Source organism: Varibaculum vaginae, from assembly GCF_900604285.1.
Classification (GTDB): domain Bacteria; phylum Actinomycetota; class Actinomycetes; order Actinomycetales; family Actinomycetaceae; genus Varibaculum; species Varibaculum vaginae.
Genome location: NZ_UWNY01000001.1, coordinates 298,820 through 323,323, shown reverse-complemented (window position 1 = coordinate 323,323; position 24,504 = coordinate 298,820). Strand labels below are relative to the sequence as shown.

The 24,504-nt window shown below is 47.7% G+C and carries 24 protein-coding genes; 10 read left to right on the top strand and 14 right to left on the bottom strand.

Annotation, left to right across the window (positions count from 1 at the left end; genetic code table 11):
• Positions 1-36: 36 nt before the first annotated feature.
• The gene (gene dnaB, locus EFB02_RS01385; RefSeq protein ID WP_122819682.1) at positions 37-1,362 is read right to left on the bottom strand and encodes a replicative DNA helicase; all 1,326 of its coding nucleotides are present in this window, start codon (positions 1,360-1,362) and stop codon (positions 37-39) included.
• 235 nt (positions 1,363-1,597) lie between these two features.
• Between dnaB and EFB02_RS01380 the strand changes: the two genes are divergently transcribed.
• A complete protein-coding gene (locus EFB02_RS01380; RefSeq protein ID WP_122819680.1) occupies positions 1,598-2,911 on the top strand; it encodes an MATE family efflux transporter in 1,314 nt (437 codons plus the stop codon).
• A 155-nt stretch (positions 2,912-3,066) separates the two neighbouring features.
• On the opposite strand, the gene rplI is transcribed toward EFB02_RS01380, so the two are convergent.
• From rplI to dnaA, 6 genes are all read right to left on the bottom strand, one after another.
• Complete coding sequence (gene rplI / locus EFB02_RS01375) at positions 3,067-3,528, bottom strand: 50S ribosomal protein L9 (RefSeq protein ID WP_122819678.1); 462 nt, start codon at positions 3,526-3,528, stop codon at positions 3,067-3,069.
• Positions 3,529-3,543: 15 nt separating this feature from the next.
• Entirely contained in the window at positions 3,544-3,786 is a 243-nt protein-coding gene (gene rpsR / locus EFB02_RS01370) for a 30S ribosomal protein S18 (RefSeq protein ID WP_022864511.1), read from the bottom strand.
• Between the two features lie 45 nt (positions 3,787-3,831).
• Complete coding sequence (locus tag EFB02_RS01365) at positions 3,832-4,407, bottom strand: single-stranded DNA-binding protein (protein WP_122819676.1); 576 nt, start codon at positions 4,405-4,407, stop codon at positions 3,832-3,834.
• A 20-nt stretch (positions 4,408-4,427) separates the two neighbouring features.
• Positions 4,428-4,712: a 30S ribosomal protein S6 gene (gene rpsF, locus EFB02_RS01360; protein ID WP_122819674.1), complete on the bottom strand. Its 285-nt coding sequence runs from the start codon at positions 4,710-4,712 to the stop codon at positions 4,428-4,430.
• Positions 4,713-4,945: 233 nt separating this feature from the next.
• Positions 4,946-7,012: a transglycosylase domain-containing protein gene (locus EFB02_RS01355; RefSeq protein WP_160115345.1), complete on the bottom strand. Its 2,067-nt coding sequence runs from the start codon at positions 7,010-7,012 to the stop codon at positions 4,946-4,948.
• An 840-nt stretch (positions 7,013-7,852) separates the two neighbouring features.
• Positions 7,853-9,265, bottom strand: coding sequence for a chromosomal replication initiator protein DnaA (dnaA, locus tag EFB02_RS01350; protein WP_122819669.1), 1,413 nt, complete (start codon positions 9,263-9,265; stop codon positions 7,853-7,855).
• 409 nt (positions 9,266-9,674) lie between these two features.
• Here dnaA and rpmH point away from each other — a divergent pair, with 409 nt between their 5' ends.
• From rpmH to EFB02_RS01310, 8 genes are read left to right on the top strand one after another with little or no spacing between them, the layout of a single operon-like run.
• Positions 9,675-9,812 (top strand): 50S ribosomal protein L34, encoded by a 138-nt coding sequence (gene rpmH, locus EFB02_RS01345; protein ID WP_083378387.1) that lies wholly within the window; start codon positions 9,675-9,677, stop codon positions 9,810-9,812.
• A gap of 3 nt (positions 9,813-9,815) precedes the next feature.
• Entirely contained in the window at positions 9,816-10,169 is a 354-nt protein-coding gene (gene rnpA, locus EFB02_RS01340) for a ribonuclease P protein component (protein WP_122819667.1), read from the top strand.
• Positions 10,166-10,498, top strand: coding sequence for a membrane protein insertion efficiency factor YidD (yidD, locus tag EFB02_RS01335; RefSeq protein ID WP_234992688.1), 333 nt, complete (start codon positions 10,166-10,168; stop codon positions 10,496-10,498). The genes rnpA and yidD overlap by 4 nt, the downstream gene beginning before the upstream one ends.
• A 12-nt stretch (positions 10,499-10,510) precedes the next feature.
• Complete coding sequence (yidC, locus tag EFB02_RS01330; RefSeq protein ID WP_122819664.1) at positions 10,511-11,884, top strand: membrane protein insertase YidC; 1,374 nt, start codon at positions 10,511-10,513, stop codon at positions 11,882-11,884.
• A 35-nt stretch (positions 11,885-11,919) separates the two neighbouring features.
• Positions 11,920-12,444, top strand: coding sequence for a Jag family protein (locus EFB02_RS01325; protein ID WP_122819662.1), 525 nt, complete (start codon positions 11,920-11,922; stop codon positions 12,442-12,444).
• A 59-nt stretch (positions 12,445-12,503) separates the two neighbouring features.
• Entirely contained in the window at positions 12,504-13,157 is a 654-nt protein-coding gene (rsmG, locus tag EFB02_RS01320; protein ID WP_122819660.1) for a 16S rRNA (guanine(527)-N(7))-methyltransferase RsmG, read from the top strand.
• A 35-nt stretch (positions 13,158-13,192) separates the two neighbouring features.
• Positions 13,193-14,098: a ParA family protein gene (locus EFB02_RS01315; RefSeq protein WP_234992687.1), complete on the top strand. Its 906-nt coding sequence runs from the start codon at positions 13,193-13,195 to the stop codon at positions 14,096-14,098.
• Positions 14,098-15,228: a ParB/RepB/Spo0J family partition protein gene (locus EFB02_RS01310; RefSeq protein ID WP_122819657.1), complete on the top strand. Its 1,131-nt coding sequence runs from the start codon at positions 14,098-14,100 to the stop codon at positions 15,226-15,228. The genes EFB02_RS01315 and EFB02_RS01310 overlap by 1 nt, the downstream gene beginning before the upstream one ends.
• Here the strand turns inward: EFB02_RS01310 and EFB02_RS01305 are convergent, their stop codons facing one another.
• From EFB02_RS01305 to EFB02_RS01285, 5 genes are all read right to left on the bottom strand, one after another.
• Complete coding sequence (locus EFB02_RS01305; RefSeq protein WP_122819655.1) at positions 15,229-16,191, bottom strand: D-alanine--D-alanine ligase family protein; 963 nt, start codon at positions 16,189-16,191, stop codon at positions 15,229-15,231.
• A complete protein-coding gene (locus tag EFB02_RS01300) occupies positions 16,184-17,455 on the bottom strand; it encodes an aminotransferase-like domain-containing protein (protein ID WP_122819653.1) in 1,272 nt (423 codons plus the stop codon). The genes EFB02_RS01305 and EFB02_RS01300 overlap by 8 nt, the downstream gene beginning before the upstream one ends.
• 109 nt (positions 17,456-17,564) lie before the next feature.
• Positions 17,565-18,413: a cytochrome c biogenesis CcdA family protein gene (locus tag EFB02_RS01295; protein ID WP_122819651.1), complete on the bottom strand. Its 849-nt coding sequence runs from the start codon at positions 18,411-18,413 to the stop codon at positions 17,565-17,567.
• Positions 18,414-18,419: 6 nt separating this feature from the next.
• Positions 18,420-19,229 carry a DsbA family protein gene (locus EFB02_RS01290; RefSeq protein ID WP_122819649.1) on the bottom strand — a complete coding sequence of 270 codons (810 nt, stop codon included), beginning with the start codon at positions 19,227-19,229 and terminating at the stop codon, positions 18,420-18,422.
• 58 nt (positions 19,230-19,287) lie between these two features.
• Complete coding sequence (locus tag EFB02_RS01285; RefSeq protein ID WP_122819647.1) at positions 19,288-21,855, bottom strand: lysylphosphatidylglycerol synthase transmembrane domain-containing protein; 2,568 nt, start codon at positions 21,853-21,855, stop codon at positions 19,288-19,290.
• A gap of 121 nt (positions 21,856-21,976) precedes the next feature.
• On the opposite strand from EFB02_RS01285, the gene EFB02_RS01280 reads away from it, so the two are divergent.
• Positions 21,977-22,636, top strand: a complete 660-nt coding sequence (locus EFB02_RS01280; protein WP_234992686.1) for a DedA family protein — start codon at positions 21,977-21,979, stop codon at positions 22,634-22,636.
• A 74-nt stretch (positions 22,637-22,710) separates the two neighbouring features.
• Here EFB02_RS01280 and EFB02_RS01275 read toward each other — a convergent pair whose 3' ends face one another.
• Positions 22,711-22,983, bottom strand: coding sequence for a heavy-metal-associated domain-containing protein (locus tag EFB02_RS01275; protein WP_122819645.1), 273 nt, complete (start codon positions 22,981-22,983; stop codon positions 22,711-22,713).
• A 176-nt stretch (positions 22,984-23,159) separates the two neighbouring features.
• A complete protein-coding gene (locus EFB02_RS01270; RefSeq protein ID WP_122819643.1) occupies positions 23,160-24,431 on the bottom strand; it encodes a hypothetical protein in 1,272 nt (423 codons plus the stop codon).
• Positions 24,432-24,504: the final 73 nt, after the last annotated feature.

Here is a 24,504-nt window from a genome sequence, read left to right as displayed (position 1 = left end):
GAGGACGCGAGTAAGCCGTATAAGGCTTCGTGCTCTCTATTCGCGTGCCGGATTTCCAAATTTGGACAAGCGTCCAAGGAAAGTTAGGGGAATAGTTGCGGTTGGCCCATTACGATGCTTAGCCACGATAATATCTGCCTCCCCGGGGCGATCTTCCTGACTATAAACCTCGGGACGATTTAGCAGCATTACCACGTCTGCATCCTGCTCCAAAGAGCCGGATTCACGGAGGTCTGCGAGCATTGGTTTGTGTTCGGTTCGCTGTTCAGGTCCCCGGTTTAGCTGCGCAACTGCCACTACTGGGATTTCTAGTTCTTTCGCCAATAGTTTAAGGGATCGGGAAAATTCGGCGACTTCTTGTTGTCGGGACTCTACCCGTTTTCCCGAACTCATCAACTGTAAGTAGTCCACTACTACCAGTTTCAAATCACTTTGCTGCTTTAATCGGCGACATTTCGAGCGTATCTCCGGCATGGTCATATTCGGCGAATCATCAATATAGAGCGGAGCTTGATCACAGCGGGAAAGTACCTGCGCTATTTTAGTCCAGTCCGCGTCCTCTAAATCTCCGGCGCTGAGCCGCGACATGGACACTCCTGATTCCGCAGAAATCATACGTCGAGAAATTTCAGTACCATCCATTTCCAAACTAAAGATTACCGAGGTCATTTTGTGATGGATGGCGGCATTGCGACAAAAATCTAAGGCCAAAGTGGATTTACCCATGGCAGGGCGAGCAGCAACAATTATCAGCTGACCAGGATGAAGACCATGAGTAAGGTTATCTAACTGATAAAAACCAGTGGGAACCCCCGAAGACATCCCCCCATTTTTTTCGAGTTCTTGCAGTTCGTGAACAGTTTTATCCAAGAATTCGGTGATTGGTCGATAGTCTTCGCTATCACCACGTTCACTGACGGCATAGATTTCACTTTGTGCCTGGTTAATTAGTTCATCTACGTCCCCACCATCGGCGGCATAACCCAGTTGCACGACTCGGGTTCCTGCCTGTACTAGGGATCGTAGCTGCGCCCGCTCGCGCACAATCCGAGCATAGTATCCTGCGTTCGCGGCGGTGGGTACCCCGAAAATTAACTCATGAAGGTAGGGGGCACCCCCAATTCGTTCTAAATCTCCGTTGCGTTTTAACTGTCCAGCTACAGTGACGGCATCCACTGGTTCGCCGCGTCCAAATAAATCCAGGATTACTTCGTGAATAGTTTGATGAACTGGGCGGTAGTAGTCCTCGCCTCTGATAGTCATAGTTACGTCGGCGATTGCATCTTTAGAGAGCATCATCGCTCCTAAAACTGATTGTTCAGCAGCGATATCTTGGGGAGGAGTGCGATCAAAATCTGCCATCGTTACCTCCTAGCCGTGTGTGTTAACTGGTTAATTCTGCCATAAACCTGAGATAAAAGTAGAAATAACTTGTTAAAAACCGATTTTAAATAGTGCAAATACTGTTGATAACCTGTGGAACATTTTAGGAGAACTGTGGGTAATAGATCACCGCAAGTTTCTAAATGGTTAACAAACTGGAAAACTACTTACATAGTTTTTCTTTGGCTGTGCATAACAAGTGGAGCGAGGATTCGTGGATAAACCGGAAAAACAGAGTCTGAATCGCCAGATTTTTTCTTTAGCACTACCTGCTTTGGGATCATTAATAGCCGAACCTTTGCTAACAATGGCTGACTCGGTCTTAGTTGGTCACCTGGGAACTTTAGAATTGGCCGGTCTAGCTATCGGATCAACGGTATTAACCTTAATCGTGGGAATTTGCGTATTCTTGGCTTACACCACGACCGCAGTTACCGGGCGGGCAGTCGGGGCAGGTAACCGGGCTGAAGGGCTGCAACTGGGAATTCAAGGCATGTGGCTAGGAACTCTCCTCGGGGCAGTTCTCGCGGTAATTTTAATTATTTTTTCCCCTCAAATAGTGAGCATCTTCGCTCCGCCACCACTGGTTGCCACATTTGCTCGTCACTATCTAGTAGCTTCCGCCCCAGGATTAATTGCAATGCTGTCTGTATTAGCTGCTACCGGGGTTTTACGTGCTCTCCTGGATACCCGAACTCCGTTACTAGTTACTACTATCGGAGCATTCCTGAATGTACCACTATCTGCATTTTTAATTTTCGGATGTTCCTTAGGAGTAGCTGGAGCAGGGGCAGGTACCGCGATTAGTCAGTTTTTCATGGCTATCTGGCTGTGGATAGTAATAGTGAAAAAACTAAATTTGGAGGGAGTATCCGCTTTCCCTCATCCGCAGCTGGTTTTAAAGTCGGGTCTACACGGGATACCCCTAGTTTTCCGCTCTCTCTTCCTCCAAGCTTCCATCGTGGTAACTACTTGGCAGGCAGCTAGCTTTGGAGCAAATACTTTAGCAGGCTATCAGATTCTTAAAACCCTCTGGGTGTTAGGGGCTTTCGGGTTAGATGCCTTAGCAATCTCTGCCCAAGCTCTGCTTGCTAATGCTCTTGGTGAGGGCGACAAACAACAGATTCGTATCCTCATTGGACGGCTAAACCGTTGGGCACTAGCATGTGGAACCCTAGTTGGGCTTGTACTTGCGGCTAGTGCTCCGGTTTTCCCGCAACTATTTACCACTGATTCTCAGGTTCTCTCGGTTACTACTGCCGGCCTGATAGTGGTGGGTCTAGTACAACCTTTAGCTGCTCTCGCCTATATTTACGATGGCTATTTGATTGGTGCTGATGATAGTAAATACTTAGCTGCAGCCATGGCAACAGTTTTTCTTATCTACTTGCCCGCGATTTTATTGGTGAACCTTTTACCGGCTGGTGCCCTTGCTTTAGCAGGAATTTGGGCAATGTACGGAATCGTCTTTATGGGTGGTCGGGCAGGATCACTGTGGTTACGCGTCCGTACCGACACCTGGTTATAAACACTCTTAACTATTTTATCTAAACCAGGAAGTTTGCTAACGCCACCTATGCTTTATCTAATGTTTTCCCCTGTTAACGAATAAAAAGTCGGACGACCTAAATAAAGGTCGTCCGACTTTTATCTGCTGAAAGCTGCTAATAAAATAGCTTGCTACTACTTGCCACCCTCAACGTTTACAAACAGTTTGGCGCTAATATCTTCATGCAAATTAATTTGAATCTGATACTTGCCAACCGCTTTAATCGGCTTTTCGATAATGACTTTGCGTCGATCAACGGTCTGCCCGATCTGCTCTTTAACCGCTGCCACTACATCCTGGGTGGATACTGCCCCAAAAAGGCGACCGGAATGGCCAGCCCGCTTGGAAACCACCACGGTATCGTGAGCTTCGATAGCGTCCCGCACTGCCCGAGCATCTTCTACGTTAGAGATTTCCCGGCGCCGACGCGCACGAATCATTTCGTCGATCTGCTTTTGGGCTCCCTTACTCCAAGGGTGCGCCATTTTCCGCGGTACTAGGTAGTTGCGGGCATAGCCGCGAGCTACGGTTACTACGTCACCAGAGGAACCCAGCCCCGGTACATCCATGTTCAAAATAATTTTGGCTGTTGCCATGACTAGACCCTCCTATCAGCGACCAGAACTTGTGTAAGGAAGCAACGCCATTTCGCGGGCGTTCTTAACTGCTTTAGCGATGGCGCGCTGTTGCTGTACGCTAACTCCGGTAACCCGGCGCGAACGAATCTTTCCGCGATCGGAAATAAACTTCCGCAAAAATGGGGTGTCTTTATAGTCGATTTTTTCAACCGGCATATTCCGTAGCGGATTAGCCTTTTTCTTTATTGGCTTCGCGCGAAGAACTTTCTTCGCCATATTTACTCCTTAATGGTGTGACCCTAGGGGTCTTATCCTGAAATTTTAAAACGGCGGTGCATTATTGTCGTCGTTATCACTGGTGACAGGAGCTGCCCAAGGATTATCATCCGAGTCTGGTTGCGCCACACTCATCGAACCTGTTCCCAGGTTTACAGCGTTATCTTGGTTAAATCCTGCACCTTGATTGAAATTGCCAGCTGGAGCGCCCGCGGAGAATCCGCCCTGTCCACCCTGGTTAAATCCGTTTGCTCCCGCACGCGGAATCCGAGTGACTTGGGCCTGCGCATAGCGCAAAGAGGGGCCAATTTCATCAACCTGAATCTCTAACGATGAACGAGTTTGTCCGTCCCGCTCCCAATTACGTTGTTGCAAGCGACCGCGAACAATCACTCGCATTCCTTTGGTTAACGATTCGGCGATATTTTCAGCCATTTCCCGCCAGGCAGAACAACGTAGGAACATGGCGGTACCATCTTCCCACTGTCCGGATGCGCGGTTATAGGTTCTGGGAGTGGAGGCCACGGTAAACGAGGCCACTGGCACCGACTGCGCGGTATAGCGCAATTCGGGATCTGCAGTCAGATTCCCAACAACCGTTATTAGGGTGTCTCCAGCCATTCTTGTTCCTCTCCGCGAACTTAATCACGACGCAGCAACTTGGTACGCAAAACTGTTTCGTTTAGCGATAGTTGCCGAGTTAGTTCTTCAGCAATCTGCGGAGTAGTGGTCATATCTATAACCGCATAGATCCCCTCAGAATATTTTTCAATCTGATATGCAAGGCGACGCTTGCCCCAAATATCGGTCGCATCCACGCTTCCCCCGTTAGCAGAAACTACATTGAGTAGCTTTTCTAACGCCGGGGCTACTGTGCGTTCATCAATTTCGGGATTCAGGATCACCATCATCTCGTATTTACGCATTTAACCCACCTCCTTTGGTCTAACGGCCACGGTCCTTCCGTGGCAGGAGGGTATATGCATTCGACCCGAAGGTCGCATTTCAGAATAACCCAGTTAGAAGTGCTATTTCTAGCCCATTCCCAACATTGTTATGAACTACTCTTTTCTAGGATCTCATCCACAATGATGTGATTACTGATTTAGGTAATACCAATACACTGTTTAGATTTCCCTGATATTTTAACAATTTTCCTCTAGGGCTCAGGCTGCTCGCTTTCTTCGGGAGAAGGACTCTCTGATGGTCGGCTAGTAACCGTAAGAGTTTTTGCGGTTGTAGGCGGTGGCGGAGGGGAAGGTACTTCCGCAGTTTGGTAGGGCGTATTTTTTTCGCTCGGACCGATATTTTCAACGCTTCCTTTTACCGAGAAAAGTGGTTTAACCGGTAAATCTTTAACCGCATTCATCATATAGCGCTGCCATATCCTTGCTGGCCAGGTACTACTTCCTACATCTGTAACTCCCCCGAAGGGGGTAATCGATTCTTCAGAGCCATCTTTACCCACTTGATACATAGAAACTGCGGTTACCATTTGGGGTACATAAGCTACGAATTGCGCAGAACGATTATCATTAGAGGTACCAGTTTTTCCTGCTGAGGGACGTCCAGGAAGAGCACCATTAATACCGGTACCTCCACTTTGCATTACCGCTGCTAAAGCTTTAGTTAATTCAGAAATATCTTTTTCTGCAAACTGTCTGGTTCCGGCGGTATCAGCCTCATAAAGTACATTCCCAGAAGAATCAGTAATTTTGTCAATAATATGTGCCGGTCGCCGGATCCCTCCGGTGGCAAAAGTAGTATAGGCATCTGCAATATTGAGATTATGGGGAGAACTGGTACCCAATACTCCCAGTACCGAAGAATTATCTAATCCCATAGTATTTTTCGGATAACCGGCTGCAATCGCTACTTGACGGGCAGCATCAATCCCAATTTCTTGAGTAAGTCTCACATAGGCGGTATTACTTGAAATCTTCGTAGCTTGTACAAAATCTATTTGCCCATAAGATGCTCCTCCATAGTTACCAACCGTGGCATCCCCGACTTTCATCGGTCCAGAGGCATCTACCATTTCATTAATTTTATGCCCGTGTTCTAATGCGGCTAACAGGGCAAATGGCTTAAAGGTAGAACCAGCTTGTGCTACATCTTGGGTAACTGCGTTTCGCTGAATTTTTTGATAATCCGCTCCCCCATACTCTGCAATAACCGCCCCAGTAGCGGTATCTATTGAACTTGCCGCAATCCTAAGTCCTTCGGGTTTATCATCAGGTAGAATATTGACCGCATCCTCTAGCATCTTTTGTTTTTCAGGATCAATAGTGGTGTAAATCTTAATCCCTGCGCGATCTATTTCATCTTCGTTATATCCAATTTCAGTTATCAACTCTTGCCGTACATGTTGTAATAAATACCCAGTAGTTCCCTTAAAATAGGTAGCTTCTTGCTTTTTTTCTTTAACCTTCGGAAACGTCGCGGCTTTTCTATCTTCTGGTTTAATCATTTTGTCGCTAACCATCAGATTTAATACCCGCTTCCACCGTGACTTAGCTTGTTCGGGACTAACTAGCGGATCCCAGGCATTAGGAGCAGGAATAATCCCGGCCAGTAGCGCAGACTCTGAAAGATTTAGATCCTTCGCACTCTTACCAAAATAGGCATTAGCTGCAGCTTCTATCCCATAGGTTCCCCTACCAAAATAGATAGTATTTAAATAATCGTTAATAATTTTTTCTTTCGGTACCTGCCGATTAATTTTCAAAGCCAAAATGGTTTCTTTAAATTTCCCGGTGTACCCAGTATTTCTCCCGGTATAATAGTTTTCTACATATTGTTGGGTAAGGGTAGAGGCACCCTGAGTAGGTCGCCCCCTCACATTATTCCAGAAGGCACGCACAATACCTTTGATATCAATCCCACTATTTTCATAAAAGGTACGGTCTTCACTAGCTACTACCGCGTCCCGAATGTAAGAATTTTTGAAAGATTTAGTATCTACAATGGTTCGGTTCCGTTCTGCAAACTTACCCATCATAGTTTCGTTATCGCCCCAATAAATCGTGGTTACTTGGGCACTGGCAAACTTTTGAGCTTCCGGTACTTCCAGACGGTAGTAAGCAATCAAGAAGGTAATACATCCGGCAATAATCCCTACTAGAATCAGTCCACTAATAACCCCTAGAATTCTTTTTATCCATATCCCAGCTCTTTTAGAATTTTTTCCCGGTCGAGTAACGTTTGCTTTTTTCCCGCTCCTCAAACGAGAACTACTTGGTTTCGAACTAGTGGGTCGAAGAATTTTTTTCCCCCTAGAATTATTTTTTATCGCGGGACTCTTTTTAGTAACCTCACCAGTATTTTTCTTAACTATCTTTGCAGGTTTACCTGCAGATTTTAGTTTTTTGGAGGACAAAGATGGAGATATATTATTATTTTTTCCCAACCGAGAAACATTCGAAGCACTAGGTATAGTCCTTTGGGGGGCGCTGCCATAGCGAGCCGGATTTATTGGTGCTACCGAACGGGTGGTATTTGCTTGTGCTCGCGCCTGTATCTGTTCTCTTTCATGTCTGCGGCGCTCCTTACGGGAAGGAAAATCATGGTCGCCTAACCCGGCGCTAGTTGCGGAGTGCTTTTCAGTCATAGATACAGGTTAACCTAGCAAGCCTTAAGTTCCGTATTGATTTAATAGCTAATGACAGATTTTCTAATTCTGTTTGACGGGAGATTGTTAGTAATTTTTTAAACTTTTAATTTTCTTCTTCTCACCATCATCACTTCCTAGAATATTTGGGATTATTAGCTATAACTACAGGTAATCATGGAAATCGATACTGTTAATTTGTAGGGGATTCATTGGGGATTGTGTGGGGATGAAATCGTGAGCAGTGAATTATTTAAGAATCTATGCACAAAAATTCTGAAAAAATCCCCAATTATTCACAGGTTTATTCACAGGTGTGGAGAAACCCTACTTAACCTGTGTTCATGAGAACTACATTTTTGTAGTTCTACTGGTGGAGGGAATGGAAAATATTGTTAAAGAAATTCCCAAGGTTTCTATAAGATTAGTGCTGAGTAGAAAGCTATATTGGTTAAGTTATTTTGCATGTCGCGCTGCTTGGCGAATTTGATTAGTTAATTCGTTGACGTGATCGAAAACCTGGGGCTTAGACTTCATCAATTGGGTAATTTTTTTATTTGCGTGCATTACCGTAGTGTGGTCGCGCCCTCCGAACTCTTTTCCGATTTGAGGTAGGGAGAGCTCAGTTAATTCTCGGCATAAATACATGGCGATTTGGCGAGCCTCTGTAAGGGATCTTGAACGCGATGGTGAGCACAAGTCGTTAACGGTAGTTTCGAAATATCCGGCAGTCTGAGCCTTAATTAACGCGGGGGTAATCTCTTGATCATTGGGATCAGAAACAATATCTTTTAGAACCATTTCAGCTAGCTGTAAGGTTAGAGGCTGTTTAGTAAGAGATGCGAAGGCAGTAACTCGAAGTAAGGCCCCCTCTAGTTCGCGAATATTGATAGTAAAGCGCGAAGCAATATAGGAAAGAACTTCCGGAGGTGCTCCTACGCCTTCTTGGCGGATCTTATTACGCAAAATTGCTATGCGAGTTTCTAAATCAGGAGGCTGAACATCGGTTAATAAACCCCATTCAAATCGAGAACGCAACCTTTCCTCGAATCCCTCAAGTTTTTTGGGAGGGACATCGGAAGTGATAACTACCTGCTTATTGTCGTTATGCAAAGAATTGAAAGTATGGAAAAATTCTTCAATAGTTTGTTCTTTACCCTGTAAGAACTGAATATCGTCGATCATTAAAATATCGATATTACGATAGCGGCGTTGGAACTCGTGGGCGTTACCTTCCGATACGGAGTTAATAAAATCATTAGTGAACTCTTCGGAGTTTACGTAGCGTACCTTGATGTGGGGATACAGTTTCAGAGCGTAATTTCCAATGGCGTGGAGGAGATGAGTTTTTCCAAGCCCGGAGCCGCCATAAACAAACAGTGGGTTATAAGCCTTAGCCGGAGCCTCGGCAACCGCAATTGCCGCAGCGTGAGCAAAACGGTTAGAGGCTCCGATAACGAAGGACTCAAATGTGTATTTAGAGTTAAGGCGCGAGTCGAAAGATTTATTGGGTTGAGATACAGCGGTTTTTTTTGAAGAGGTATTTTGCGGAGTTTTCGGTGCAGGTGCAACTACCTGTTTTTTATTGGGATTTACGGTTTCACCGGTATCTAGGGAGGGGTCTACGGAGACTGCCAAAATAACTTCCCGAGAAGTAGCTTCGGATAGGTATTTGCGTAGGAACGGATCTAAACGGGTTTCGAGAATAGATTTTGAATAACTGTTAGGAGTGGCGATTACAATGGTGTTTTCGTAGGTAGTCAAGGGTTTAGACATGCGAGCAAACGCCAAATCTGCCTGGCCAACTTGGGGATTTTGTTTCAACTTTTCGATCGCGTCTTGCCAGATTGTCTGCAGCGAACTAGACATCGATTTCTCCAAAATTTCTTAAACCATTGTGAGGAATTTCCCCAACTTTGGGGGTTAATGATGATTTTAGGATAAAAACAGGTTATCCCCAATCTGGGGAAAAGATTGTGGATAACTTACGCGGTTGTAGTTTAAGGGCGTAAAGGGTTGTAGGGTGCGAAAACTCTTGATAAAGAGAAAAATTTTAAAATAGAAAATTAACATCTTACATCTTTGTAGTTTTTTAAAGTTCCACAGGCTTCACAAAGGGAATAAAAAATAGTGGTTATAACCACTGAATAACTATTTGACCTGGCTAAGTGCTATGCGTAGGCTTGCTTATGTTGTCTATTTCCGGGAAAACAAACCTGGAACCTGAGGTACTGGAAAATTTTATTCCGGTAAGTGAAAAACATTTAGGAGAAGTAAAGTGACAAAGCGGACTTTTCAGCCGAATAACCGTCGCCGAGCCAAGAAACATGGATTTAGGGCAAGGATGCGCACGCGCGCTGGTCGTGCCATTATTGCTAATCGGCGGAACAAAGGACGCAAGGAACTTTCAGCTTAAAGCATGTTGCCCCAGGCCAATCGCCTGAAAAAATCAGCCGATTTTTCTTTAGTTTTTCGGCGGGGAACGCGCGCCGGAAACCAGCTGATGGTGGTGCACCACCTTTCCGACCAGTTTGGCACTGCGGCGCCGCTGGTCGGTTTCATTGTGCCTAAAAGGTTCTTGCCTCGGGCGGTTGATCGTAATCGAGTTAAACGGCGTTTACGAGCACTTAGTGCTAGTCGTCTTGAAAAGTTAGGTAGTGGAAGCGTAACTGTGGTGCGTGTTTTAGGAAAAGCTAGATCTGCTTCCTACCTGCAATTGGGGACGGCTTTTGATCAGGCTTTAGCTAAGGCGCAAAAAAAGGGGAAATCGTGAGAGGAAATATCGCGCAGGTAGCGTTGATATCTCTAATAGGTTTTTATCGGCGCCGTATTTCTCCCCTATTTCCGCCCCGCTGCAAGTATTATCCCAGCTGCAGTAGCTATGCCCTCTCGGCACTACAAATTCACGGTGCCTTCAAAGGAGGTTTGCTTGCTACTTGGCGGATTCTACGCTGTAATCCGCTTTCAGATGGAGGGGTAGATTATCCCCCAGAAGCAGGAAAGTGGAAGAGTGCCCCCTATCACCAGATGACCCTAAGGGAACTCGAAGAACATTGGGCAAAGATTGATGATCTAGACTTGCTTAACCGGGTAAAACAGTAAAGGAGCAAATCCATGTTGCTAAGTGCGCAGATGTTAGCGGCATCTACCCAGCCGACTTCGGGCGGTTGGTATGACAGTGTTTTATACCCCTTTAAGTGGGTGACTGCCTGGGTACTGGTAGGAATCCACAAGGGACTAACGTTGCTCGGTTTGCCGGAAGGACCTGGTGCGACTTGGGTGCTATCGATCGTGGTACTCACGATTTTTGTGCGATTACTGATTATTCCCCTTTTCATCAAACAGATTAAGTCCACGCGGGGAATGAGTGCTATTCAGCCCCAGATAAAAGCGATTCAAGAGAAATATAAAGGTCGTAACGATCAGGTTTCCAAGCAGCAGATGAGTCAGGAAACCATGGCTTTATACAAAGAGTATGGTGTCAATCCCATGGCATCTTGTTTCCCGCTGCTAATTCAATTACCAATTTTGGCGGCTTTGTACCGGGTTCTTTGGCAAATGCCCTTGATAGCTAAGCACCCGGAAGCTCATATTGGAGGGTTTGATTCCACTCTTGCCGCAGAGATGGATAAATCCACAGTGTTTGGGGTTTATCTTTCTGATACTTTTACTAACACTGCCTCTAATCCCGCAGCTACTAAAGTTCTGATTATCATCTCGGTGCTTCTATACGGCGGCTTGATGTTCTTCCAACAGTTCATCAATATGCGGCGCAATATGAATACTTCCAATCCGCAGCAAATGCGGATGATGAAGATGATGGTTTATGTAATGCCCTTGATGACCGCCTGGTTCGGTTTCATTGTGCAGATTGGGGTACTCGTTTACCTGGTAGTAACCATGGTGGTTAGCTTTATTCAACAGCTATTTGTCATGCATTATTTGCCGACGCCCGGTTCTCCCGCACATGATGCCCAAATGCGCCGTCATCAGGTTCAATACGATAAATTTAAGGCGGAAACTTTAGCAGAATATAATCGGAAGCTTTCCCAAATGGGGCTAACTGGTGAGGATGTAGCTAAGGGTTTGCGGCAAGAGGTTAAAGCTAATCGCCAAGGTAATGATGATCCCTTCGCAGAGCTGGAAAATGGCGAGGTACTGCGTGAAGGTGTTGAGCTCCATAAAAAGACTCAGGATCGGTTACATAAGAAAGCTCAAGATCTAGAGCTAGAAGAAAAACCTAGGAAACCGGTAAAACAGTCCCGAATGATGACGGCTTTACAAAAAAAGGCTGCAGAACAACAGGAAGGGATGAAACCCGGGGTACGCAACGCCCAGGCACAACCTAAACGACTTACCCGGGCGCAGCGGGACGCCCAAGCTAAACGGCGTCGTCAGAGTGGCGGGCTTAGTGAACAAGAAAAAGCGAAACGCCGCCAGGCGCGTAGGAAGAATAATACCGGTAGAAATCGGCGGAATAACCGATAGGATTATTGCAGGTAGTTAAGAGAGGAATAAAAATAATGAGCGAAGAGGAATCCCCAGACCGGGTATCGGCTTTGGAAGAAGAAGGCGATATCGCCGCCGATTATTTGGAAGAATTACTCGATATTGCCGATTTAGGCGGGGATTTAGAAATTGATGTGGAACACGATCGTGCCAGTGTAGATGTGGTCGCGGATTCACAGGATGTTCCCGACCTGAAGCGTTTAGTAGGTAAAGAGGGCGAGATTTTAGAAGCGCTCCAGGATTTAACCCGCTTGGCAGTTTCGCAAAAGACCGGAGAACATTCTCGTTTAATGTTGGATATCGTGGGTTATCGCGAGGAGCGCAAACAAGAGTTGCGGGCTATTGCGGAAGAGGCAATCACTAAGGCAAAAACCAACGGAGAACCGGTACGTCTAGAGCCTATGAATCCGTTTGAACGTAAAGTATGTCATGATGTAGCGGCCAGAGAAGGTGTATATTCTGGTTCGCAAGGTCAGGCCCCGAACCGGGCAGTAGTTATTTACCCTACTGAAGTAGGTCCGGAATCAGAAGACGAATAGGTCAGCGAATCGGCGCAGCTAGCCGCTAGCTGGTTCGCGTTACTGAATTGGGTTTAGCTATGTCAGCAGTCGTAGATTCCGAGGTAACGGTACCAGGCGAAAACGTAAAGGATTTTTTTGGCTCGTCTTTTGCGACTATGAGTCGCTATGCAGAGATGTTGGTTGAGCAGGGAGAATTGCGGGGACTATTGGGACCGCGAGAGCTTCCTCGGTTATGGTCACGACATTTACTCAACTGTGCGGCAGCGGAAAAATTCTTACCACTGGGGAGGAATGTTACCGTTGCGGATGTTGGTTCTGGGGCAGGACTACCGGGTGTAGTTTTGGCAATAATGCGCCCTGACCTGCCGTTCTATTTAATTGAACCTCTGGCTCGGCGTAGTAAATGGCTCGAGGAAGTGCAGCAAGAATTAAAACTGAAAAATGTAGAAGTTTTACGTTCTCGTAGCCAGGATTTGCCCCCGAATCAAAAGTTCACGGCGGTTACATCTCGAGCAGTAGCTAATCTCCAGAAGTTAGTGCGGATTTCGGGGAGATTGGTTGCTCCTGGGGGAAGGATGCTAGCTATTAAGGGTGAGCGTGCTCCCCTAGAATTAGCCGCAGCTCAGGAGGAATTGGTGGCGGCTCGGTTGGAAGAAGCACATATTGAAGAAGTACCCTCAGTAATGGATGATTCCGTAACCCGAGTCATAATGGCAATTAAACGCCAGTAGCTGGGAAATTTTTTCACAACTCTCTTGGAGGCAGGATGAGCAAGCATCGGCTAACAGATGTAGATATGGTGGAACAAGCAGATAGCGGAACCGATAATGGCGCATCTAGTCGGGCGGTTAATATACGCACTTTTGCTACTTTACCTGCCCCAAAAAAAACTCGAGTGATTGCGGTGGCGAATCAAAAGGGAGGCGTCGGTAAAACTACCACGGTAGTCAACCTGGCGGCAGCACTTGCCCTTAGAGGACTGAAAGTTCTGGTCATTGATGCCGATCAACAGGGAAACGCTTCTTCTTCCCTTGGTTTTCGGAACCTGGCAGATAACCAGCTCTCTCTTTATGAAGTTATGACTGAGGGCGCGGCGTTGCGTGATGCTTTGTTGCAGAATGCAAAAATACCGAATCTATGGTTAGTCCCAGCCTCCATGAATATGGCCGGGATTGAACTTGAGCTCAATGAGCGGACGAATTTTCAACAGATTCTAGGGGAAGCGGTACAGCAGTTATTAAGTAGCGGCGCGCATTTTGACTATATTTTTATTGACTCTCCTCCCTCTCTGGGAATTATGACGGTCAATGCTTTGGTAGCTGCGCAAGAAGTACTAGTACCTTTACAAGCAGAATATTTGGCCTTAGAGGGACTTACCCAGCTCACCAAAACCATAGATATGCTGGTTATTCGCCTTAATCCGCACTTGCGGTTTACTGGGATTTTACCCACCATGGTTACGAGTAATACTTTACTCGGTAAAGGGGTGTTAGAAGAGGTACGTGCTTACTATGGCGACATCGTGATGGAAACAGTTATTCCTCGTAATGTTGCTTTAGCAGAGGCACCTTCGCATGAGGAATCTATTTTGACGTACCAGCCTGCTTCTAAAGGTGCAAAATGTTATTTAGATGCTGCATACGAGTTAGTTAATCGCGAGGAGAAACCGTAATGGCGCGAAAGAAACATCTAGGACGCGGATTATCAGCGTTGATTCCTACCGATCCGGTGGAATCTAAAGTTGCTGAGGTAGGCAAAGATCAAGCCTCTCGACCAGCAGATATTTTTTTTGGTGGCCACGGGCACGCTCCAAAAGGTGGTTCGGCTAAAGAACTTTTGGAACCCCGTAAAATTGTTTCACGTGAAACATCACGTACCACTCGGGAGCGCAATGAACAAAAGAAGGCTCGGCACTTTTCTAATACAAAACTAAGTACCTCAAGTAAAGATGTTTCACGTGAAACATCTTTGGTGCCTGTTCCGGGCGCGAGACTCGAGTTGATAGCAGTTAAGAATATAATTCCGAATCGCTCACAACCCCGTCAGACTTTTGATGAGGACGAGATTGCTGAGCTAGCGGCCTCAATTAAGGAAGTTGGACTGTTGCAGCCAATAGTGGTGCGCACGGATCCCAATGATAAGAACACCTATGAATTAATAATGGGTGAACGTAGGTTGCGGGCGTGCCAGCTGGCGAAAGTTACTCGAATTCCTGCTATTGTTCGCGAAACTAGCGATAATAAGATGCTCTTAGATGCGTTAATTGAGAACCTGCATCGAGTGCAACTGAATCCGTTAGAGGAAGCTGCTGCCTATCAACAGTTAATGGAGGATTTTGGGTGTACTCAGCAAGAACTTTCCAAACGGGTTTCTAAATCGCGACCGGCAATCACCAACGCTCTCCGATTGTTACGTTTGGCAGCTAGCGTACAACCTAAGGTGGCGGCGGGCGTGCTTTCTGCTGGGCATGCCCGTGCCTTGCTTGCGGTAACTAATCCCGAAGATCAAGAATACCTAGCAGAACGAATAATCGCTGAAGGCCTGTCGGTACGTACCACTGAAGAAATCGTGGCACTTGGAAATGTTCGGGGCGCAACGCACCACAAATCCGGATCTCGCCGGATAAAACCAAATCTTTCTGCCAGCCAGCAAGCCGCGCAGTCGCGATGGATGGACATTCTCGATACTCGGGTAGTTATTAAACCCGGTAAAAGAACTAGCAAATTGGTGATTGAATACGCAGATGAAGAGGATCTAGCTCGGATTACCCTACTATTAGAAAACGCTAGTAGCCAAAGTTAACTAAGCGCGGGCACCGCGAACTGCGGCTTCACTAGTAATTGCGTTGATTAGTTTACCGAAACCTAGGTCGGCTTGGGCGGCTAAAGGCCAAAGTGAAGTATCGGTCATTCCGGGAACCACATTTGCATCAATAAACCAGGGATTACCTGCTGTATCGATAATCATATCAATACGGGAAAAACCTTCTAGCTCTAGAACTCGGTGACAGTCTAGCGCCAGGGCACGAATACGCGTATCAAGCTCCGCGTTTAAAGGAGCTGGAGAAAAAAACTCGGTGCGTCCGGTCAAATAACGTGCATCAAAATCATATCGCCCGATGTCGGTGCGAATTTCTACAGGAGGTAGAGCCCGAGGGGTAGTAGCTTCTTGAACAATAGAAACCGAGATTTCCCGCCCAGGAACAAAGCGCTCGATTAAAACTTCGTCGTCATAGGAAAAGGCGTTTACCATCGCAGTGCGTAGTGCACGCTCGTTCTCTACGTAGGTGACTCCCATCGCTGATCCACCACGTGAAGGCTTAACCATTAGAGGATAACCCAGGCGTCTGGAGACCTCAGTTAGCAAAGTATCTGCTCCTACCTGGCGGAATAGCATTTGAGGGAGGGCTACAGAACGCGGGGTAGGTAGACCATTCTTTTCCACCACCGATTTAGCTACCGGTTTCGAAATAGAAATACGGCAACCCTTTGGCCCGGTACCCACATATGGTAGACCGCTAAGCTCCAGCAAATCCTGTAGCGAGCCATCCTCGCCTTCGCGTCCGTGAATTATTGGCCAAACAACATCAGGAGAAAAGTCTGATAACCCATCCAGTAAATCTCGATCCAGCTCTAAAAATTGCAGTTGATGACCGTATTTGCGTAGTTCAGTGGCTACCCGATTAGCGGAGTGCAACGAAACATCCCGCTCGTGGAGCTGTCCCCCAGTAACAATCGCAACCTTCAGGCTTTTACTATTAGTCATGGGCGTGGCCTTTCTGCTGGAACGCGAATAACTTAACTAGTTCCATTTCCCGATGCACGACCTTTGCTAGGCGGCGCACCCCCTCGCGAATCTCATCTTCCGGAGGATAACAAAACGCTAGTCGGATATTTTGGTGCCCATTATCCGAAGCATAAAAAGCGGTGCCGGGAGTATAAGCAACCAGTTCGCTAACCGCCCGGGTAAGCATATCTTTAGAATCCAGCCCCTCGGGGAGAGTAAGCCAAGTGTAAAAACCGCCCTCGGGAATTGTCCAGCGACATTCCGGCAGATAGTCAGCTAAAGCTTCTAACATAGCGTCGCGGCGACCTCGATACATTTGTCGATAAGAGTCAATTTGCCCGCGCCAATCGTAGTCCCGTAGATATGCCTGAATAGCCATTTGCCCCACCATAGACGGCGAAAGAATTGCTGATTCCGACGCCACTACCAACTTGTCCCGCACCGCTGGAGGTGCGTATGCCCAACCAATGCGGAATCCCGGAGCGAAAATCTTAGAAAAAGAACCAAGATAAACTACCAGGTCGGGAGCGAGCTCAACCAAGGGAGTCATAGTTTGTCCCTCAAAACCTAAAAGACCGTAAGGGTTATCTTCCAAGATAAGTACCCGATATTTTCGGCAGAGTTCCACCAGTTCCTGGCGTCGCGGAATCGACATCGAAACCCCGGCGGGATTATGAAAATTAGGAATTGTGTACAGGTACTTAATACGTTTACCTTCGGAACGCGCCTGCTTTACTGTGCGAACGAAATCCGCGGGAATTATTCCTTGCTCATCGACAGCTATATGACGTACATCCGCCTGATAAGCGTTAAAAACTCCGAGTGCTCCTACATAGGAGGGTGATTCAGCTAAAATCACATCTCCCGGTTCAATAAAAAGCTGTGTAACCAGGTCTAATGCCTGTTGAGAGCCGGTGGTTACGACTACGTTATCGGGATTGGCGTGAATGCCCTCTTCTGCCATGACCTCGGTAATAGCCTCACGTAGTGGACCCCAGCCCTGGCCGCCACCATATTGCATTGCCTGTTCGCCGTGTTCAAGTACTAATTGCTGGGCGCTAATAGCTAGTTTTGCCAGTGGAAGATCATGAATATTGGGCATCCCGCCTGCCAAAGACACCACTTCTGGACGGGAAACTACAGAGAATAGGGCGCGAATCTCGGATTCACGCAAGTTATGAGCTCGCGCTGCATAGGAGCCTTGCCATAAATCTAGATGGGTTCCTTTTTCTCGCACACTCATTTAGCTCTCCTTTGCTAGCTTAATTGCCATTTTCGCACGAAGAACCAACCCAGCCAAAGCCAAAGTCACAAAGTGGTCAAAAGTGGAGTAATACGGATTTACCTAACGGTCATTCTGGGGGATTATCCTTGGAAAATTGTTGCTTTTGACTGCGTAAATACCAGGTGAGTGTGGCAATAAATGCCAGTAAAACCACTAGCAATAGTGGTAAAAGAAAATCCGGGAGGACACTGGCCATACTGGTGATGCGGGTTTCTAACGACACCTGCTGGGAGGGGTTAAGTAAAGAATTAGAGTTGGCACCACCGGAAACCAATAGGAATCCTCCTACCGCCACAAATATAAGGCCGGTCAGTAGTGAACCCCAGGTGTTCTGACGCCCTAAGAATCGAAGTGGCCGCGGATGTAATAGCCGTTGTTGGCGGGCAGTAAGGGAACCCCAGATGAGGGAAAGTCCAGCTACAGGAGTGAACATACCAAGTGCATACCAAAACATTAGGATGCCGCCGCGGACACTAGAACCAGTGAGGGTAGCAGCGGAAAGGACTGCTCCTAAGATTGGGCCGGTACACCCGGAGCCAGCGAGCCCATAAGAGACTCCGAACAAAAAAATCCCGGCGATACTGGGACGAGTTACCCCTCCTAATGCTCGAGGTAAAGGCAGTTTAGGTAAGGGGAGGGCTAATACTCGGGTGAGACCCAGGGCTATAATAACCCCCCCGGCGATTAGGGTAACTAGGTGAGAATGGGAAAGTAGCCAGCTTCCGAGTCCTCCGGCGGCAAAGCCTAGGGGTACCAAGGCAACGACTAGCCCAACCAGAAACACAAGGATTCGCTGCAGGAGGCGGCCGCGCTCCTCAAAAGCGCAGGCGAAAAATGCCGGTAGTAAGAAAGCTCCGCAGGGAGCTAGGAAGGTAACCAGGCCTCCCAAGTAAGCAATCGTAAAGTTAATGGTCATGGGAGATTACTTCGTGTCTTTCAACGCAATTTCAATTGTTTGTAGGAAGCTTTCCGCAGGTAGAGCTCCGGTAATGTAATAGTTATTGATGAAAAACGCCGGGGTGCCACTAAGACCTGCTGAACTGGCATGCCTGCTTTCTTGCCGCACAATTTTTGCAGTTTCCGAAGAGTTAAGATCTTGAGTGAATCGTTCGAGGTCACCAACTCCAGCGGATTTAGCCACTTCAGTGACCAACTGTTGATCCCAGGTGATGTGACCACTCCCTTCCTCACCAGCTAAGTTGGTGGCTGAAACTAAGAATTCCCAGAACTTGCCTTGTTTCGCGGCTGCAATCGAAGCCGCCGCCGCGAGATCCGAATGGTACTCTCGAGCGAAAATCGTCAAGTTGTTAAATTCGATCCGCAAAGTACCATTATCGATATATGGTTTCAACTGGGGAAACACAGTGGATTCATATTGATAACACATCGGGCAAGAAAAATCAGAAAACTGAACCATAGTCACGGGTGCCTTCGGGCTGCCAATCGCCCGGGCATCGTTCCTATTGGAGCGATAAAAAGACTTGATAAGCTTTTTACCCTGTTCGTCGCTGATTAGGTTCACCCCTTGAGGTAACTGTTGGTCATTTTGTGTACCTTGGGTGCTTAGCGATGACGAATCAGTTGCGTTGGTATTAGTACTATCGGATTTACTCGAACCTAGATAATAGGCGATAAAAAATACCAGCACTAAGAAGGAAATTGCCAGTAGCACTAAGACAATAATGGCCGCCGGCTTTTTCTTGGGTCGCTCTAAGGCAGGGGATTCACTCATTACCTATTCCTCTCTTTGCTTCTAGCCTAAGGGAGAAAAGCAGGTTGGAGCCAGTTAGTTAAAGCACGTCGTGCCGTTGCAGGTAGCGCATTGCTAACCAGCCCAGGGGTGCTCGCATCCAGAAAGTTAACAATCGGTACAGCAACGCTCCAGAGAGGGCAATCGCACCTGGAACCCCGGCTACCTGCAGGCCAGCGGTGAGGGCGGCCTCGACCGGACCTAGCCCTCCCGGGGTGGGAATGAGGGAGCCTAGAGTGTTGGAGACTAGGAAAGTTACGGTAATGGTGGCAATCGGCAAGTGGTAGCCAAAAGCTGCCACTGCACAATAGAAGGCGCTGAGTTGCAGACCGGTTTGCAACAGGCAACCCAACGCGGTTAGGAACATTCGCCGGGGACTGGAGGTAATCCAGATTAGACGCGGCCAGACCTGATAGAAGGAGGGTTCAATTTTCCCCCAAATCCATTTACGCACTTTGGGGAGGGCAAACGCGGTTACTAGTGCAGCGACAATAACTAAAACAGCGGCCACCATAGTCGAGGACGGTAGTCGTACGTTCATCGATGTCCCGGTGAACATTACCATTACCGCCAGCAGCGCCACGGTGATCACAAATTGGAAAAGCTGCATTAAGGAAACGGTTGCTAGCGCCAAGGCGCTAGTCATATTTTTCTTAGTCAAGTACCTCAGGTTTAGCGCTCCAACTCCCAAACCTGCGGGAACTACTAGTGAGGTAACCGAACCCGCCATTTGCAGTAAAAATAGTTCTAGGTAACCTAGAGGATTAGGGGTGACTGCCTGCAGGGATAATGCTTGCCCGCAGCTCATAACGATGGCGAAAAATATTCCGCCCCCAATCCACCAACCGTTTGCAGTAATAATCGTGGCGTAGATTTCTTTGAAGTTCAGCGAACCTAAGATGACTAAAACTGCCGCTACCCCCAACGCCGTGAAAATAAGCGAAGACCAAGAGAAGCTGCGCAACTGAGCTCGCGGAATAGTTGCGGGATCGGTTTGACTGATACTTAATAGTCGTTGGCGCAAGTTGGGAAGTAGAGAAGTTTTTCGTACCTGTCGTCTGGTGGAATCTGGCAGTGCCAAGGTTTGCAATACGGGCACCATTGCCTCTATTTGAGAAGCGGGAAGTACCTGTCCCATGGCTTTGACAGCCTGATCTTCCCCCACTACCAGGCTGGTTAGTACTAACAGTTGTACCTGGTCGATTAGAATAGACATTTTGGAGGCCGCAACTTCTCCCTGTGACCAGTTGAGAAAATAGGGGGATCCATCGGATCCTAAACAAAGATTCTGGGCATTGATATTTCGGTGGGCGAGCCCCCCTTGATGGGCGTGGAGCAACTGTTTCCAGGCGGATATAAGTTGTTCATCTAAAATATCCGCAGAGTCTAGGGAACTAAAAGGTCTGAGAGCAATATCGTCCTCGAAAATGTTGAGCATAGTGGTTCCCGAGTGGGCAAGACCGTGATAGGGACGCGTATTCACCTGTGTACGCGTGGTCATCGCCCCCATTAATGCGGTGTATTCCCCGTTTTGCCTCACGGTAGCGGCAGTTGACTTTGAGAAAGAGCGTAACCGTAGGTTATTCCAGATTCCTGTAATCCAAGTGGAGAGGCGGGAGTCGCCATCGGTAGCCACCACCCGGTAGCGGCGAGAATTCTCAGAGATGACGCAATAGACTCGGTCGGACAAGCCAGCTGTTTCCCCTTGGGATTTCAGATCCTGACCGGCGAAGGTAGCTAGCTCTGAAACTGGATCTAGGGGCAGACTTGCTGATTTCATTTTCCCCACCGGCAGTAGGGAGTCAGCTTCGGTAGTGAAAGTCACTTGTTCAACGCAAAGTAAATCTCCTTCAGTGGGAGGATCTAGACGCAAGATTCGTCGGGGAATAATCCCCACTCGGGTTAAAGCTCGAATCAGGGCAGTTCCGGTGGGGCGATAGTTCCGCACTCCCCACAGGTAGCGTCCTATACATCCGGTGAAAGTACCTAATAGCACAGTGATTAGTGCCGAAGGTAAAGTCATTCGGCCTTGCAGTACTGCCAGAGCTAAGATTGCCCAAGTTATTGCCCATAGCAATCGTACTAGTTGGTCTCGTCGGCGTTCCCCCGCCATAGTCATCATTGCTACTACCGCAGTAAAGGGAATGGAGATGGCGACGATAGAACCACCCACTGCCCAAACTTTTAACGCGTTAGAAAAAACGTAGGGTAGCGCCGAAAATAAGACGGAAGCTCCGAATGCGACCACTCCCCCCACTATCGCGGTAAAAGCAGCTTGGAAGGTTCGTAACCATTGCCCACGCAGCGCTAGCATAATCAACAATGACACTGGGGATAGCAGGATAAATAGATTTTGGAGCATGGAGAGGGGAAGCAGTAGAATCTGCGCTAAAGTCGTGTTAATAAAAACTTTAGTTAAATCTTGAGCGACCGCTTGAGTGGTCGTGTGGGCGTAGATAGCCAGTAATACCACCAGGATGATGGTTGCCAAGTAAAGCCCGGCACGTGCCAGGTCATCTATGCGACGCAAACGCGAGTTTTTGGCATCAACTATTTCGGTAACGTGCTGATTGCGCTGGGGGCTGGCAGTATCTCCCGAAATACCCATGTCTTGATTCTATGCGATTAACCCGGATGTGACCTTGCGCCCAGGGTAGATTTTTGCTTGCTAGGGGTTTAGCGCCCTCGTCTAGGATGAAAGAAGTTCATAAATCTATTTAGGAGGGCTAATGTTGGGGCTTATACCTACCACCGGAGCGATGGATTACCTTACTGATCCCAATCTTCTGCTCAACACCCTCCTGACGCAACTTGGTGGCTGGATGGTGGCTGCAGTCGCTCTCATCGTGTTTATCGAATCCGGTGTGCTGTTCCCGGTACTTCCGGGGGACTCCATGATTTTTGCCTTGGGAATTTTACATAACCGGATTCCAGGAGTGCCGGAATGGTTGACTTTTCTTGTGCTCTTTATTGCCGCTATCGGGGGAAACCTGGTGGGTTATTGGCTGGGGCGTAAATACGGGCGACGGCTATTTAAAGATGATGCCCGCTATTTATCAACCGAAAATATGCATAAATCTGAGGAGTTTTTCCGCCGTTACGGTGGAGTGGCCTTATTGTTGGCACGATTCGTTCCCTTCGTCCGCACTTTTGTGCCGATCATTGCCGGGATTGGCAAGCAACATTACCGGACTTTTTTGATCTGGAATATGCTAGGTGCCGCGCTCTGGATTGGGGTTTTTATGCTCGCAGGGATACTGCTAGGGGATATTCCGGCAATAGCCAATAACGTAGAGGTAATCGCCCTTGCCATCGTGGCAATCTCGGTACTACCGATGGTGTTCAGCTATTTCAAGGCGCGTTCTCAGAGAAAAGCTGCCGGAAAATAGGCGAGTGGAAGCTTGCTAATAGCCAGCGTTTCTTTGCCTGTGTGACCTGCTAAAAGGAAGGGAAATTTTCGCTTTTACTGGTCACGTTCGATGCCGACGACTTGGTATCCGGCATCTTTAATGGTGTCACGGAGAACCTGATCCTCGATCTCGTAGTCACTAAGGATGGTCACCTGGCTGGGTTCATCGGTGCGAAGCAACACCGATACCCGTTTAACCTTATCCAGATGTTCTAAAGCTTCACTTACATGCTCTACACATTTATTACAGGTCATTCCAGTGACCAAAATATTGATTGTGCGATCAGTAGCCTTTTGTCCTGGACGTTTAGCTGGGAAGAACCACATAATTTCCTCTTCTTGTATTTTGATGCGTTCTGCCTGAATTCTAATCTCTCGTTGGCGGTTTGCAACGGGTTCAGCTGTTTATGAAACCCACAGAAATTTCAGACGGGGCAGGAGATTGAGGGAATCTCCTGCCCCGTACCTAACCAGCAAACTGCTAAGGCCAGTTCCCAGTGGCCTTAACCGTTTATTAACGACCTGGTTAGGGCAATGGCGCCACCTGCGCCAATCAACCCAAGAACCGCGATTGCGACAATCGTGCCGAGCCCACCCATGCGATCAACCACACTGGGGTTGCTTACAGCACGAGCCGCAGCGGGTGCCGAGGGGGCTGCCTTGGGTTTTTCTACTCCCTGAACTTGACTGGCGGTCCCATTGCCAGTGCTCTCCTTCGCGCTATTTGACCCCTCTTGAGCCGGTTTAGCGGAGTTGTTCGCGGTAGTAGAAGGAATATCCGTTCCACTTGCGTTATTGGAGGATGAAGCATTGTTTGGAGCTTCCCGGAAACGAATCGGACCGGGAACAGTTACTGTACGGGTGCTTTCTCGATACTCAACTACGGTGCGTACCGGAGTCGGTTGTGGTTTAGCTTGGCTGGTAGTGTCGGCCTGACCAGTTCTGGGGCTGGTTTGTGTTGCAGCATGTGGAGCGGGTTTCTTGGCGGAAGCATCAAGCGTTGGAGCTTGGCGCTCCACCGTGGGAGCTGCGGGAGATTCCGGAACCTCGGGAACGTCGGGATGGGAAGGCTCAGTGTTTGGATCAGTTTCGGGCAGAGGTTCCGGAGCAGCATCTAGTACCTTAAAGTCGCCAGCAGCCGGAGCCCTAAACTGGTGTAGCTCTAGATGAGGATTAACATCTTGCCTTACAGCCTGGGGGTTAACCAGCATCTTCTTAATTTGTAAATATTTGTCAAAAAGATTGTTGTCCAATACCGAGCTGAAGTCGTAATCACACCCCGCATTCACTTTCAAAGCTCCGTATAGTTCATCCTCTAGTTGGACAAAAACCCAGGCGTAAGTGTGTTTGACTGACGATTTGAAACTGTAGCTTGCAGCTAAACCAAAACCGCTGTCTTTAACTGCCTCTTTTATATGGCGGTAGTTAGCATCAGCGTCAGAGTTAAAAATGTACATATAGCCGCCGCCATTGGGATTGCGGTAGCTGTCGCGGCTGGGGAAAGGACTTTGATCAGAATCAGAAACAGTAAGGAACCAGTCTTTGCCGGCTGGGAGGTTACGAATCTCCACATTTTCGGAACCCAGCTGATCCGAACCGATACAACCACTTAAAAACTTGGGGGTGTTTGCTACTGAGGTGGTTACGTTTATCTCGCCAGCTGGCGATTCACCTTGGAGGTTTCCGGCTGCAGCTACTGCTAAGAGACCGGCAGGAATCAAGGCCGTTGCGCAAACCCCAGACACTAGGGTCTGGGCGAAATTCTTAAGTCTCATGATTAAATCCCTCATCTATTGTGGAGCCGTTTTGGGAACACTCCATTCATTTGGTACCACTCATAATCTTACC